12 protein-coding genes are annotated in these 14,139 nt (G+C 59.2%); 4 read left to right on the top strand and 8 right to left on the bottom strand.

The annotated features are described in order from the left end of the window. Positions 1–172 precede the first annotated feature (172 nt). From AC5ZGW_RS26110 to AC5ZGW_RS26075, 8 genes are all read right to left on the bottom strand, one after another. The gene (locus AC5ZGW_RS26110) at positions 173–1,735 is read right to left on the bottom strand and encodes a xylulokinase (RefSeq protein WP_130224555.1); all 1,563 of its coding nucleotides are present in this window, start codon (positions 1,733–1,735) and stop codon (positions 173–175) included. Between the two features lie 12 nt (positions 1,736–1,747). After that, positions 1,748–2,332 (bottom strand): transglutaminase domain-containing protein, encoded by a 585-nt coding sequence (locus tag AC5ZGW_RS26105; protein WP_130224553.1) that lies wholly within the window; start codon positions 2,330–2,332, stop codon positions 1,748–1,750. 29 nt (positions 2,333–2,361) lie between these two features. Next, positions 2,362–3,075, bottom strand: a complete 714-nt coding sequence (locus AC5ZGW_RS26100; RefSeq protein ID WP_130224551.1) for an ABC transporter ATP-binding protein — start codon at positions 3,073–3,075, stop codon at positions 2,362–2,364. Positions 3,076–3,077: 2 nt separating this feature from the next. After that, entirely contained in the window at positions 3,078–3,809 is a 732-nt protein-coding gene (locus tag AC5ZGW_RS26095) for an ABC transporter ATP-binding protein (RefSeq protein WP_130224549.1), read from the bottom strand. Beyond that, positions 3,806–4,885 (bottom strand): ABC transporter permease subunit, encoded by a 1,080-nt coding sequence (locus AC5ZGW_RS26090; protein ID WP_130224547.1) that lies wholly within the window; start codon positions 4,883–4,885, stop codon positions 3,806–3,808. Before AC5ZGW_RS26090 ends, AC5ZGW_RS26095 begins: the two co-directional genes overlap by 4 nt. Beyond that, positions 4,882–5,781 (bottom strand): ABC transporter permease subunit, encoded by a 900-nt coding sequence (locus AC5ZGW_RS26085; RefSeq protein ID WP_130224545.1) that lies wholly within the window; start codon positions 5,779–5,781, stop codon positions 4,882–4,884. Before AC5ZGW_RS26085 ends, AC5ZGW_RS26090 begins: the two co-directional genes overlap by 4 nt. Positions 5,782–5,869: 88 nt before the next feature. Continuing rightward, positions 5,870–7,378, bottom strand: coding sequence for an ABC transporter substrate-binding protein (locus AC5ZGW_RS26080; RefSeq protein WP_130224543.1), 1,509 nt, complete (start codon positions 7,376–7,378; stop codon positions 5,870–5,872). A 30-nt stretch (positions 7,379–7,408) separates the two neighbouring features. Continuing rightward, the gene (locus AC5ZGW_RS26075) at positions 7,409–8,449 is read right to left on the bottom strand and encodes a sugar-binding transcriptional regulator (RefSeq protein ID WP_130224541.1); all 1,041 of its coding nucleotides are present in this window, start codon (positions 8,447–8,449) and stop codon (positions 7,409–7,411) included. 691 nt (positions 8,450–9,140) lie between these two features. On the opposite strand from AC5ZGW_RS26075, the gene AC5ZGW_RS26070 reads away from it, so the two are divergent. The 4 genes from AC5ZGW_RS26070 to AC5ZGW_RS26055 all read left to right on the top strand — a co-directional run bounded on the left by AC5ZGW_RS26070 (position 9,141) and on the right by AC5ZGW_RS26055 (position 13,851). Further along, positions 9,141–11,042: a branched-chain amino acid ABC transporter ATP-binding protein/permease gene (locus AC5ZGW_RS26070; RefSeq protein ID WP_130224539.1), complete on the top strand. Its 1,902-nt coding sequence runs from the start codon at positions 9,141–9,143 to the stop codon at positions 11,040–11,042. Between the two features lie 77 nt (positions 11,043–11,119). Next, positions 11,120–11,758 carry an ABC transporter ATP-binding protein gene (locus AC5ZGW_RS26065; protein WP_245474584.1) on the top strand — a complete coding sequence of 213 codons (639 nt, stop codon included), beginning with the start codon at positions 11,120–11,122 and terminating at the stop codon, positions 11,756–11,758. A 62-nt stretch (positions 11,759–11,820) separates the two neighbouring features. Continuing rightward, positions 11,821–12,990, top strand: coding sequence for a substrate-binding protein (locus AC5ZGW_RS26060; RefSeq protein ID WP_207230965.1), 1,170 nt, complete (start codon positions 11,821–11,823; stop codon positions 12,988–12,990). Positions 12,991–13,020: 30 nt separating this feature from the next. Next, a complete protein-coding gene (locus AC5ZGW_RS26055) occupies positions 13,021–13,851 on the top strand; it encodes a branched-chain amino acid ABC transporter permease (RefSeq protein ID WP_130224535.1) in 831 nt (276 codons plus the stop codon). Positions 13,852–14,139: the final 288 nt, after the last annotated feature.

The following is a 14,139-nucleotide window of genomic DNA, read 5'->3' as shown; positions in this document are numbered from 1 at the left end:
GACACCCGAGGCGATCGGAGTGTTCAACCGGTCGCGCGCAAAGAGAACCGGGCTCTTTCACGTGACTTGTTGAAAGAAACGCCAGGGTGATGCCGTGTAGAAGGCATCGGTCACTTGGCCGCAGTCGGAGCGGCTCGACACTTTCTGGAAACTGACCCGGCCAGCCGTGGCGTCAAAAGTAGCGTTGCTGGAATTGATAGATTGCTTGATAGACGCCCGACTGCGCGTGAGCCTCATAGGCTTGTCGGAAAACTTGGAACAGATCCTGATACACGTTCGTGGCTTTGGGATCCGGATCGATCGCATGGTCGATGACGACCATGGCTTGCACAGCCTCGTCGACATCCGCGAAGTGGCCGGAAGCCACCGCGCCGAGTAGTGCCGCGCCCAGGACCGTGCATTCCCGATTGCGCAACAAAACGATCGGCCGGCCCAGAACGCTAGCGTGAATTTCCATGAGCGGTCGCGAGCGCGCGCCGCCACCGGTCATGCGAAGCTCCGATATGCCGCCCTTAAGGTCGCGCGCCATCCCGTCGACCATAAACCGGACTTCACAGGCACACCCTTCCAGCATTGCGCGAACCAGACAGCTGCGGTCGTGATCGAGCCCCAGCCCAAGAAAGGCGCCACGCGCCATGGCATCGTAATAAGGCGTTACCTGGCCGGCGAAAAATGGATGGAACACCACGCCTCGACTGCCTGGCGGCGACGCTTGCGCGGACTCGACGATCAGATCATAGACGTTCGCTCCTTGCTCGGCCGCCTGCGCGCGCTCCAGCTGACCGAAGTGGTCGCGCCACCATTTGAGGCAGCTGCCGATCGAAAACGCACCGCCCTCGGCATCCCATTTACTCGGCACGGCGTGGCCGCCGACATAGGGAGCCGAACCGGTGACGAGGTCGGGACTGTCAAGATGTGCGACCATCATTGCCGCGGTCCCGATGGTCACCTCGGCCAATCCCTGCTTCGTCACGCCGGCACCAACCGCCGCGCACTGCTGATCGCCGCCGCCCCGGCACACCGGCGTGCCCGCTGGCAGCCCAAGCTGCTGGGCGGATTGACGCGAAAGCTTGCCCACCGGGCTGGCCGGCTTGCCGACCGTTGGGAACAGGCTCGGATTAAGCTCGGCAGCCTCGATGACGTCCTTGCTCCAATCGAGGCTGCGGATATCCAGCATTCCGTTCAACGTCAGCGACGAAGGATCGCTCTCGAGACGGTCGGCCCCGAGCCGGTACAGGAAAAACTCCTGACCATTGCAGACATGACGTACGCGTCGCATGAGATCCGGGCGATGGCGCACGAGCCAGGCGAGTTTTGCGATCGACCAGCTTCCGGATATGGGCATGCCGGTGATGCTTCGGAAGCGATCCATACCGAGCCGCTCCGCCAGCAAAGGCTCCATGTCCTTTGCTCGACTGTCGTTCCACAGCACGCAGGGCGCGAGTGGGCGATATTGCTCGTCGAGCAGAATAAAAGTTCCGCGCTGGCTCGACAGGCCGACCGATCGGATGAGTTCATCCCGCACGTTCGCCTGTGCTCGCGCCGTCCGACTGGCCTTGCAGATGCCACGCCAGACATCCTCCACGTCTTGCTCGATCCACCCCGGGTGCGGATAAATGCAAGGGTAGTCGGAGTAGCCGCTCCCGAGCTCGTTGCCAGCTCCGTCAAAGAGCGCAACTTTAGCGCCGGTTGTGCCCGCGTCCACTCCCACAAAGACATCAGTTGCCGTCATCATTGGCACATTCGGTCAGAGTGTCGCTATCCATTCGGTCAGCTTCTCGAAGAAACGCGTCCGCTTCTCGCGCTCCGCCGGACTCAATTGCGCAAGCAACTCGGCCTTCCGCGCAGCCAAATCCTCGACCGCCGGATACTCCCTGATTGGCGTCGCAGCGAGCACCGTGTCGCCTGCTCCCCGCCAGTTGCGGTTCACCGGAAATCCGAATGGCATCAAGGCATCATGCCAGGTCGCGTCAAGTTTGAGCCAGTGCTGATCCTCAAGCACTCGGAGATAGTGATGAAAATCGCAGACGGGATCACCCTCAATCATCACGCGCAGGTCCGCCGGCATGGAAGGATGCGACGGGACGCCGCGATTGAAATGGGCAAAGATGGTGATGATCTCTGCATCATGGCCAATTTGACGGAGCAGATCGCGCAGGAGAATGTGCTTACCCGAACAAGACCCCACATTGTTCGTGATGACCTTCACGGGATCCCGATCCCCGACCGAGCCGTAGGGGATGTTGCGGACAGCGTGATAGAGGTCCGCTAACTCGGTCTTCTGGTCCTTGACATACCTACGCAGGAACGTCGCGTATTTGGATGCTGACATTGTCTCGAACATCCTTCAGCAGGTGGAGATCAAATTGCCAAGTGCTCCGCCAGCACTTCTCGATGCTGGAGAGTTTCCCAGGTCAAGGTCGCGACCACGCTCCCCTTGTCCATGGCATATGCACGTTGCGCCATGTGTGAAATCAGTCCAACGTTCTGCTCGACCAGAAGAATCGAAAGGCCTTCTTCGCGGTTAAGTCTGGTGAGGCTCTCGCCGATCTCCTGGACGATGCTCGGTTGAATGCCGAGCGACGGCTCGTCCAGCAGCAACAGTTCCGGTCGACCGACGAGCGCACGACCGATCGCCAGCATCTGCTGCTGGCCGCCGCTAAAGGTCCCGGCGAGCTGACGCCTTCTCGCGTGCAGTATCGGGAAATATGCATACACCAGATCGTAGCGTGGCCTGACCTTCGCCTGATTGATACCCTCCCCCATCAGCAAGTTTTCCTCGACTGTGAGTTCGGGAAAGATATCCCGCCCTTGGGGCACGTAACCCATGCCCAGCGCCGCGCGTTTATGCGGCGGCAAATTCGTAATTGCTCGCCCCTTGAACCGTATCGATCCGGAACGGGTGGGGAGCAATCCGATGAGAGTCTTCATCAATGTCGACTTGCCAACTCCATTGCGCCCGATCGTTGCGACGATTTCGCCCGCCTCGATCCTCAGGGTGACGCCCTGCAGGATATCGCCGCTACCATATCCAGCCACCAAGTCCTGCACCTCGATGAGAGATCCGAGTGTCATTCTCACCGCTCTCCTAGATAGATTCGCCGGACCTCCTGATTAGCCTCAATCTCCTCCAAAACACCTTCACTGAAGATTTGTCCATTGTGCAGCACCGTCACACGGCGCGCGATGTGGCGCACAAACTCCATATCGTGCTCCACCACCAGCACCGTGAGGCCCTGCCTGTTGAGGTCGATCAGGAAACGTGCCGTCCGCGCGGTCTCGTCGAGAGTCATTCCCGCGGTCGGCTCATCGAGCAGAAGAAGGTCGGGCTCGGTGGATAGCGTAAGGCAGATTTCGAGCCACTGCTGGTGACTGTGGGGCAGCTCGCCGGCCTTGACCGCTGGTCGTGACGCCAGATCGAGGCTGCGCAGCGCCCACCTCAATCGTTCGTTTTCTCGTTCGAACTGAACGCCGCTCGCGATGAGCAGATTCTGTGCGACCGTCAGGTCGCGATAGATGCGGGTGGTCTGAAATTTCTGGCACAAGCCTTTGCGGACCCGGCGATGAGGCGGTAGCCGGGTGATTTCCTCGCCCTTGAACCAGATGTGACCTCGGTCTGGTCGGTGAAGCCCTGACAACAAGCCGAACAGCGTCGACTTTCCTGCTCCATTTGGACCGATGACGCAACGTAACTCGCCGGCAGACACCAGCAAGTTGAGATGATCGACGGCCATAACGCCGCCGAAGGATTTCACGAGATCTTCGGTCCGCAACAGCGGTCGCGCATCTCGATCGGTGAGTTCGCTCATTGCGGCGCCCGTATCACGTCATGTGCCTTCGGTCGCCAACGGCGGTAACCGCGCGCCAACGACACGATGATCCCTTCCGGGAAGAACACCATGGTCAGGAGCAATAGAACTCCCATGATCAGAAAGGCATATTCGCCGCCTCTGACCGCCAATGTGTCTGCCAACCAACGCAGGATTAGTGTTGACACCAAAACAGCGACCAAACTCTTGCGTCCGCCAACTGCCGCCCAGATCACCGGCAAGGTTGCCATGAGCATTCCCGCGCTTGCGGGGTTGATGTAGTTTCCCCAGGAGACGTAGAGGACACCACTGAGCCCAGCCAATGCCGCGGCCAGGACAAACACCTGGATTTGAATGATGGCAACGTTGTACCCAAGCGAGCGCGTACGCTCAGAATCGTCCCTGATCGCGATTACAACGTGTCCGTACCGGGAATTCACCAGGATCCGAAGGCCGAGATAAATCATCAGCGTCAGCACCATGACGAGGTAATAGAGAGCTATGCTCGCGCTGACGAAAGTGATCGAGCCGATTTGAATCGACGGAATTCCGGTCATCCCATTGTAACCGCCCAACAGCACGCTGCCGACACGCCACTGGTAACCCGCCGTTTGCCCAAGGAAGGTTTCCAGGATCAACGACAGTACCAGAAGCAGCAGCGGGATGATCCATCCGCTGACCTGTCCGTAAAAGACGAAGTATCCGAAGATGACGGCCACCAGAGCGGACGCCGAAATTCCTGCCCCGACGCCGACGAGCGTGCCGCCTGGAATGTCGATCAGATTGCCCGCTACCAATCCATAGACGTAACCTGCGATCACGAAGAACGCGCTCTGCCCGAAGCTGAGCACGCCGCTATAGCCCCACAAGAGCGAAAGCCCGAGTGCCATCGGAACGTAAAGACAAAAGTTCGCAATATTGGACAGACCGAACGCTGAGCCAAAACTCGGATAGGCCAGGGCAATCACCGTCGCCGCCGCAAAACACGTCCAGAACGCGGGTCCGCGTCCGAGCTCTTGGGGGCCATTGAGGATCCGCCACATCCTCGTCCCGGTGTTCGGAATGGGTTCTTTCACACCGACGCCCTCCCCATGCGCTGATAACGCAGCTCCTGCCAATAGCCGGATAATCCGCGCGGAAGAAACCTGATTACCACGAGTGCCGCAACGAGGAGGCCGATGCGTCCGATGAAGGTGCCGAGAGCACTGGACAGAGGCGTCGAGATCATGGCCAGCAACGCGGCGCTCGATAGCGCTCCAATGATGGGGTTAGCGCCGCCCCCGATCACAACGGTGATGAACGCGACATCGACGAATTGCGTACCCATCAGCGGAACGATCGTCGTGGTGGGGGCGTACAGCGCACCAGTGAGGCCGGCCAAGGCGGACCCGGCACCGAATGTGAGCAGGTAGATGTGGCGGGTGTCTACGCCGAGGGCGCGCGCCATATCAGCATTTTGCATTGTCGCCCGTGTACGCACCCCGATCTTGGTGCGATAGAATGCCCACCAGGTCGCAAATATTGCGGCAAGCGCGATGGCGAAAAGAAGAAGCCGATAGCCCCCGAACGAGTAGCCCCCATACGAGAAGGTCCACGCCGGCAGCGGCACGGACTGCATCGACGGACCGAGCGTCAGCAGAGTGCCCTGGCTCAGGATCAGACCGACGCTCCAGGTGGCGACAAGCGCGCCGAGTCTGTCACCGTAGAAGCGCCGGACAATGAACCGCTCCAGCGCCATCCCGAACAGGCCAACGCCGACGACGCTAAGCATCATGCAAATCGGCAGTGGAAGATGGGCGCGGTTGTAAGCAAGCGTCGTGATATACGCGCCGAGCATTATCAACTCGCCATGAGCAAGATTGATGACGTTCACCACCCCAAGGATGATGATCAACCCGAGCGCGGCCAACAGCAGAAACGCCATGTTGTCCACGTACTGATACGCGAGGCTCACGAGGTCGGCATAGCTCATCTGTCTACCTTCCTCCGAGGAACATGCAATCCACTAGCTCGGCGCACGCCGCGCTCGTTCCCCCCGCTCCTCCACGTCCCAAATCGGTCTAAGTCTTCTTCGCGAACTTCTTGAAGAACGGGTCCTCGTCCGGGATGTACTGTTTTGACTCCGACTTCCGCACTAGGTTCACGCCGAGCCGGCGCGTCCACCAGGGCTCGATGTAGGGCCATTCAGTCACGAACTGGATGTTATGCTTCTCGTCACAACGCGCGAGGCGGATGTATTGGCTGAGATGATGGGTGGCGGGATCCATAAAAACCCAGCCAGCCGGCGCCTCAACGCCAATGCCGGATTCCAGCGCCTCGATTACGGCCTCTTTCTGCGTCGTGCCGGCGAGGCGGACGGCCTTGGCATAGAGATGGGTCGCGACGTAGGCGCTATGGCCTTCCATAGCCATGTAGGGCTCGTCGGAGAACATCGCGCGCCAACGTTGCACGAACTTGCGATTACGCGGGGTTGGTATCTCCTCCATGTAACTTGCTGTCACATGGAAGCGATCGAGAGACGGCGGTTGGAAGCGCCTATGCTCGTAACCTTGCGCAATATTGATGCTCGACCCCATCGGGATTTTGAGGCCCGCGGCATTTGCCTGCGGATAGTAATTCGAGTGGTTCTGGCCCGTGATGTACATCATGAGCCAATCGGGCTTTGCCTGCTGAATGCGCGCGATACTTGACGCAAATTGCGAAACGCTGAGAGGGATGAACTCCTCGCCAATCACCGTTGCGTTGAGCAGTGGAGCCATCGCCCGCGTCCACGCGGCGCTCAACTGGCCGAAATTGTAGTCCGCCGCCAGGGTGTAGATCTTTGGACCAAAGTTCTTGATCATGTATTGCATGACCGGCACGATCTGCTGTTCAGGGATTGCACCAGTGCAGAATGTGTATTTGTCGGCTACGCCCCCTTCGTACTGGTTGTTGTAGAAGTAGAGCATCTTGTTTTGATACATGATCGGACGGATCGCCTCGCGCTCCGCGCTGGCGAATCCCGCCATGATGACGTCCACCTTGTCTTCGAGAATGAGGCGCCGTGACAAGGCCTGGAACTGGGTATTATCGGATTGCGGGTCGGGCGAAATGAGTTCAATCGAGCGACCGAGCACCCCCTTCTCGCCGGATTGGACCAAATACTCGTCACCTTCCTTCCAAACCGTCGCATCGACCGTCTCGTCACCACCTCGGTCCACCACCTCCTTGATGTTGGCGGTCGGCGGCTTTGCCGCGGTCTTGGCAAACGCGCCAGGACCACCAGGCCCCTGAACACCGCCGTCGAGCGTCCAGCCATCGTTGATTTCCTTGATAGCCAGCTGAGTCCCGTGCCACTTGTTGAGGCCGAAGATGGCGAAGTTGCCTGATCTATCTTCGAGAAGACCGAATTTGATCGAGGGAGTCTCAGCCGCCTTGGCCTGAATGTACGGAAAGGAACTGATGGCGGTCGCAGCGCCGGCTACTGCCGTGGCCTTCACGAATTCTCGCCGCGAGAGCGCGTCTTTGGGGGTGCGAACAGGAGACATACCAGCACCCTGTTCGGTAGTGACAGAGACATTAGCACTCATGTCTTCCTCCCTAGGATTTGGGACGATCGTTTAGTCGCATGTCCTCCGCAGATTAACTTTCGATCCTTTACTCGCGGGCGCAATGCGCGCCTTGGGCGCTGCGCGGACCTTGCCAGCCTTCGGCTGCAACGCCAGCACCGCGCGGGCCAGCGAACTGTCCGCGATCAGCGTATTGATAAATCCGCCACGCATGGCCGCAGCAAGGGCTCGCGCCTTCGCCGCGCCAGTGGCTACACCCAAGGTGGTTGGAATGCGGCGAACATCGGCAAGACCAATCGTGATCAGCCGATTGTAGAGCTCGGTTCGTACGACCTCCCCATCTTCGTCAATGAAATAGGAAAAGACATCGCCGACGGCTCCTGCCCTTTTCAAGGACCTCAATTCCGTCGCGGAAATGTACCCGCTCGTAATTAGCATGGACTGAATTGCCGGCCTAACCGCGCCGATACCGACAATCGCCAAATCGAGCTCACCGAAATATTTAAAAGTATCGCGGATATTGCTGTCCCGCATCAGCAGTTCGCGCGTCCGCCTGTTATCGACGATTCCTGGCGCATGCAGCAGGATAGGCTGCACATGAAGCTTCTGCGCAAGGCGACGCGCGACTTCGTGGCAATCGAACTGCATCGATAGCCTTTTGTTGCCGCCGGTGATTTGCACGACCTTCGTGTTCGAAAGATCTAGAGGCTCAAGCGCATTGATAAGTTCGAATGTCGTACTTCCCCATCCCACTCCGATCGTCCGATGCGCGCTTAGCCTGTCTCTAAGAAACGAGACCGCCGATCGGCACGTCACCTGCTTCATCTGATCCGGTGAAATGTCGGGCGGCACATCAACGATCAGGGCTGCCTTGAGCTTGAACGCTGTTTCCAGCGCCTTCCGGAGCTCAACGTTTTCGCTAGTTGGGACGCGGATCTCGATATTGACCACGCCTGTGGCGATGGCCGCCTTAAGAAGTCGACCAACGCGGTGCCTCGAAATACCGAGACGATTTCCGATCTCAGCCATGGTGAGATGGCTGCGATAGTAGTGATGCGACACCCGCATCATCAGGTCGTAAGGCGTCGCCATGGGTATACCATTTGAGCAGATCGCGCTCAATTGTACGGCGAGGTGGAAGTGCAGGTCAATACACGCACCAGGAAGTGTTCCGGGCGTACGAAGCCACCACGCGACCGCATGTTTGCAGCTTCCATTTCGCGTCAGCACACCATCTGCATGAGGCTTTTGGGCATGAACCTTTTGCACATGCGAAGGCAGGTTCGCTGTCGCGGATTGCCAAACCGGATGGAGGAAAGTTCCGCCGATGCCGTTTGCCGTGCGAGCTTGACTCCGCTCTGCGAACTCAATTGAATTGAGTCACCATCGTTGGTGATCGCTGCGGTAGATAGGCAGCCTGCAGCCTCCCGTTCGCTTGTGGGAATGGCCAATGAGCGACATTTCGGGCGCGCAAAGCGAGCTCACGATTGCCTGTATTCAAATGGAGCCGATCGTGGGCGCCAAGCAGGCCAACGTCGCCAAAAGCTTGGAATGGAGCGGACAAGCGGCACTCAACAGCGTCCGCCCATCGTCCTCCTTGAGCTCGCGGACTCCGGTCACGTTTTTCGCGACCGGGACGAAGCTTCGCACTCGCCGTACGCTCAAGGGGAAGCAAGTGCTTTTGCGAATTCTCGATCTCATTCGGCATCGCGACTTGCTCACCGTGGCGTCCGAACAATAGGGGAAAGCGTTACGTAAGGGGGCGGCGGATCAGAGTAGCAGTATGACCCATCGTCAGAAGACGGACGTGCTGATCCCAGCGAGCAGGACGCTCGCAGAGGAGATCACTTCTCCGTTGAGCTCGGCCCGTAGATGGCTGACGATCTTCGGAGTTTCCATCGTGCTCGCTGCCTTCCTGCTCAGTAGCCCGATCGTGCTCGGGGAATACGCGCAACAGATTCTCTCGCAGGCATTTTTCTTCGCGATCGCAGCCGTCACGGTCGATCTCCTGTGGGGATACACCGGTGTCCTGACATTTGGTCAGTCGGCCTTCTTCGGCATCGGGGTCTACATGGTTGCCATCGCCTTGGCGTACTACGTCGACGGGGCGCTCGCCACCGCAGGAGTGATTTTCGCTGCCATGGTCGGCGCGGCCTTGGTCGGAGCTGCCGTGGGTTGGCTCTCTTTTTGGGACCGCGCGTCGCCCATCTACGTTGCCATCGTCACGCTCGCACTTCCTGTCGTATTCACGCAGATCATCCTGAGTGGGGGAGCCTACACTGGATCAAGCAGCGGGCTGCCCATCCCAGTGCCGTTCCTTTCCATCACGGAGTGGTACTATATCGCGGGCGGGCTCCTTCTCGTTGTTGCCATGGGCGCGTACGTTTTCGTTTCGAGTGACGCTGGCCGAGTTCTGCTCGCCATTCGCGAGAACGAGGAGCGCTGCCGCTACCTTGGTTTAAACACTTCGTACCTGAAGATTCGTCTCATGGCCGCATGCAGCGCCATCGCGGCCATGGCCGGCGCCTTCTACGTACTGTTTAGCAGCGTCGCGGCTCACTCCTATGGGGATTTCGTCTTCGGAACCGAACTTGTCGTTTGGACAGCCTTGGGTGGGCGCGGGACACTTATTGGTCCGATCCTCGGCACGGTCGGGGTCAACTACGTCTCGGCGCTGCTCGGAGGCAACCTGCCATTCATCTGGTTGCTCTTTGTGGGGCTCGCCTTCGTACTCGTCGTCGTGTATCTCCCTCAGGGACTCGTCCCGGCAATCGGCCAGGGCCTGTCAGTGTTGGTCAGCCCCATCAGGCAACTTCTCAATCGAGGACGGAATGCAGCGTCCGCTGACGCGCAGCCAGGAGCATGGGCAGGCACCGCCGTCGCCCTTTCAAGCCCGGGGGACATTCTGGGTCAGCGGCGCAACGTGATAGGCTCGCCGGACGAAGCTCCAGTGCTGGAGCTACGTGATGTTGGCATGCAGTATGGAAGCCTCGTGGCGCTCCATGGGGTCTCGCTCAAAGCATACCGCGGCGAGGTTGTTGGGATTATCGGGCCGAACGGGGCCGGAAAGACGACTCTGCTCCGCTGCATCGCTGATGGCCGCGAGCGTTCGACAGGCGAAGTGCTGATAAATGGTCATCGCATCGACCGGCTCCCGCCGCAACGCTGCGTGGCCTTTGGCGTTAGTCGGAAGTTCCAAACTCCCAACGTTTTCGATGCGCTGACGGTCCTGGACTGCCTTCGCGTGGCGCGGTCATATCGAAAGCCTACATCCCTTTGGCGACGGTCGCGGACAGTCGAGTTACCTGAGCCCGCGCTTGACGCGGTGGAAGTCTCTGGACTGACGACCATGCTCAACGAGCGGGCGGGTCATCTGTCTCATGGCGCCAAGCAGGCGCTAGAGCTCGCTATGGTACTCGCCCAAGAGCCGACCGTGCTGCTACTTGATGAGCCGACCGCGGGTCTCACACGCGACGAGCGAGCGGCGATCGGGAGCGTGCTGACAGAGTTGGCCCAGAGCCACCGGCTGTGCATTTTGCTCATCGAGCACGATCTCGACTTCGTCCGCAAAATCAGCACGCGACTGGTCGCCCTTCACATGGGAAAAGTTCTGCTCGACGGGCCGCTATCGGAGATTGCCGACTCGGACCTCATCCGTTCGATTTATGTCGGAGGAACCGCATGATCGCGTCAGTGGCCCCACGCGGCCTCGCCGTCGGTAGCTTGGAGGGTGGGTACGGCAGCTCTCGAGTGCTCCACGGAGTGACCTTCCACATCGGACCTGGGGAGATCTTCGGGGTCCTCGGTAAAAACGGCATGGGCAAAACGACTTTGCTGAAGACCGTTATGGGATTGCTACCACCTCGGCGCGGCCAAGTCGAACTGCTTGGTGAAAATGTAACCGGCTGGCCCCCATACCAGATCACGAGGCTCGGAGTCAGTTACGTCCCCCAGGAAAAGTCGATTTTCCAGGATCTCTCGGTGGAGGAGAACCTCAGATTGGCGTTGCGAGGGCCTTCGAGCTTCGACGAGCGATTGATCGCGGTGGCGGGATGGTTTCCGTTCTTAACCGCCAGACGCCAGCAGCGAGCAGGCACGCTGTCCGGTGGCGAGCAGAAGATGCTCCTGATGGCACGAGCACTACTGACGCGCCCGCGTCTGGTCCTGATCGACGAGATCACCGAAGGCCTGCAACCCGCAGTGATCACACGTCTTCAGGACATCCTGGCACAGGAGCGACGCGCCCATGGGACCACCATCGTACTTGTAGAGCAAAATGTCAGGTTTGCTTTGGCGTTGGCCGACCGATACGCGGTCCTGAAGGTTGGAACGATTGTAGAGACCGGCAATTCGAGCGACCCCGGGGCGCAGAAAACTATAGAGCGTCACCTTGCGATTTAGCCGAACGAGGCCTGCGTCCGGAACGCTGCATCCTTTTGAACTGGGAGAAGGGAGAAAATCCAATGCGAAAGGTTTATGGGATCCAACTACTGCTCCTGATGTCAGCCTCATTGCTTCTGGCGGTCGCACCAGTGCGGTCGCAGGAGAAAAAGCCGGTCGTGATTGCCATACCTGTTGGCCTCAGCGGGGTGAACAGCGTTGTCGCGCCGGCAGTCGTGCAGTCGGCCGAACTCGCGGCCGACGAGCTGAACGCGAAGGGCGGCATTCTCGGCCAGCCGGTAAAGGTTGTTCCTCTTGATGACGAGAGCGGGCCGGCCGGCGCAGTCAAGGCATTCAACACGGGCATCCGCCAGGACAAGGCCGACGTCATCATCACCATGGAAACGAGTGCGGCGCGCAATGCCGGCGCGCCGATCGCCGAGCGGGCGAAGGTTCCGTTCATCTACACCTCATTTTACGAGGGCCGGGCATGCGGAGAATACCTGTTCGTCAATGCCTGGGTCCCGGAGCAGGTCGTGCCCCCACTCATCAAGTTCATGACCGACGAGAAGAAGGTCAAACGGTGGTCCGCAGTTGGGAGTGACTATGCGTTCGGGCGCGGGATGATCGAGGCTGCAAAGAAAACGATCAAAGATATGGGCGGGATAATTCTCGGCGAAGAATACCAACCACTCCAGCAATCGGACTGGACGGCTATCATTAGCAAAATCCGAGCAGCGAATCCCGATGGTATCATCTACTCCACGTCTGGCGGCGGCCCCAACATCGACTTTCTCAAGCAGCTGAAAGCAGCCGGGCTCACGATGCCGATCGGAAGCCTCTCCATCGATGAGCTGACTGCGGAGGCAGGCGGCAACGCGGCCGAGGGCGTGTACTACACGGGAGACTATTTCACGGGCATCGACAATCCCGAGAACAAACGCTTCCTCGAGGCGATGAAGAAGAAGTTCGGAGCGGAGCTGAAGACGCCAAACGCACTTTCCGAGCAAGAGTACGACGGGCTGCACGCGTATGCGATGGCCGCTGAAAAGGCTGGCACCACGAATGCGGATGCCATCATCAAGGTCCTGCCCACGGTCGTGTTTGAGGGGCCGCGCGGGTCCGTTCAGATGAACAAACAGAACCACGCGCCGCTTCCGATCTACTTGGCGCAAGTCCAAGCCGATGGCAAGACGAAGGTGCTGAGGGACTTTGGGCTGATCGATCCGGGTGACCAGTGCCCGACTCGCTGATAGTGCAGGAAAAGCAGGAGGCTGATCGCTATGTACACGATCGAACTCTTCGACGTCGTCACGACGGCGGGGGTCCTGTACATCGTGGCGCTCGGCCTCCTGATCGTCTACGGTGTCCTGAAGATCATCAACCTTGCACACGGCGCTTTTCTTGCGCTTGGCAGTTATGCAGCAGTCGTTGCTACTTGGCTTGGCTGGAATCCGTGGAGCGCGTTGTTGATCGCTCTTGCGGGCGGTGTCGTGGTCGGAGCGGTAACGGAGTGGCGAGTGCTTCGGGGCCTCTATGTCCGGCCGCTCGACACGATCCTCGCGACTTGGGGTCTGAACATCATCATTGTCCAGAGCATTACGCTCTATTTTGGACGCGAGATTCGGTTCACTGAGAGTGCCATCACACAAGCCGTGAGCGTCGGCGGAGTCACGTATTCGCTGTATCGTCTCGTCCTGCTCCTCGTTGCAATCGTGCTGGGCGTCGTCGTGTGGCTGGTCATGCGCCGAACCCAGATTGGCCTCGTAGCCCAAGCGGTCATCATGAACGAGGAGCTGGCACAGGCGCTCGGCATCAACACCCGGTTCGTCCGCTTTGTTACCTTCTGCCTCGGTGCTGGCCTGGCGAGTCTGGCCGGCGCCTTAATCACGCCACTTGTGAGCGTGCACCCGAACCTTGGTGTGCCCTGGCTGATCAACGCATTCATGCTAGTGCTCGTCGCCGGGGTGTCACTTGGCAATCTAGCACTCGCTGCCTTGATCCTTGGTGGCGCTCAGGTGCTGGTCAGCTCGTACGGTAACCCCGTGCTTGGAAGCCTCACCATCATCATCCTGGCCGTGATCATCCTTCGATTCCGTACAATTGCGACGTGAGCGGAAAGCCCGCGCCGGTAACCGGATTAGAACGCTGTGTGATGTACTTCCGGACAGGACTAATGCTCATTCTGCTGCCTCTGTACAATCGCCATATTTGGCCGGCCAATTGCAACTAGAGGGTTGCGGACACCTTGGCCCGGCGCGCCGAGTTCATAGTGCGCAAACTCGTTATACCCACAATCAAAGGAGCCGAGCCATGCTCTCGCGTCGTTCCCTCGTTTTTGCAGTGGTTGCCGCAAGCACAGCCTTCGCGGCGCCGGCTTTCGCCGTCGAGACCCGACCGTT

This window comes from Bradyrhizobium sp. Crot121 (assembly GCF_059512385.1).
The sequence above is the reverse complement of the archived record's forward strand: the minus strand, read 5'-3'. Positions and strand labels throughout refer to the sequence as shown.

Coding starts and splice junctions, on each gene's coding strand:
- AC5ZGW_RS26060 (WP_207230965.1), top strand. CDS start 11,821: ATGCGAAAGGTTTATGGGATCCAACTACTGCTCCTGATGTCAGCCTCA.
- AC5ZGW_RS26070 (WP_130224539.1), top strand. CDS start 9,141: ATGACCCATCGTCAGAAGACGGACGTGCTGATCCCAGCGAGCAGGACG.
- AC5ZGW_RS26055 (WP_130224535.1), top strand. CDS start 13,021: ATGTACACGATCGAACTCTTCGACGTCGTCACGACGGCGGGGGTCCTG.
- AC5ZGW_RS26110 (WP_130224555.1), bottom strand. CDS start 1,735: ATGATGACGGCAACTGATGTCTTTGTGGGAGTGGACGCGGGCACAACC.
- AC5ZGW_RS26075 (WP_130224541.1), bottom strand. CDS start 8,449: ATGGCGACGCCTTACGACCTGATGATGCGGGTGTCGCATCACTACTAT.
- AC5ZGW_RS26100 (WP_130224551.1), bottom strand. CDS start 3,075: ATGACACTCGGATCTCTCATCGAGGTGCAGGACTTGGTGGCTGGATAT.
- AC5ZGW_RS26085 (WP_130224545.1), bottom strand. CDS start 5,781: ATGAGCTATGCCGACCTCGTGAGCCTCGCGTATCAGTACGTGGACAAC.
- AC5ZGW_RS26080 (WP_130224543.1), bottom strand. CDS start 7,378: ATGAGTGCTAATGTCTCTGTCACTACCGAACAGGGTGCTGGTATGTCT.
- AC5ZGW_RS26095 (WP_130224549.1), bottom strand. CDS start 3,809: ATGAGCGAACTCACCGATCGAGATGCGCGACCGCTGTTGCGGACCGAA.
- AC5ZGW_RS26105 (WP_130224553.1), bottom strand. CDS start 2,332: ATGTCAGCATCCAAATACGCGACGTTCCTGCGTAGGTATGTCAAGGAC.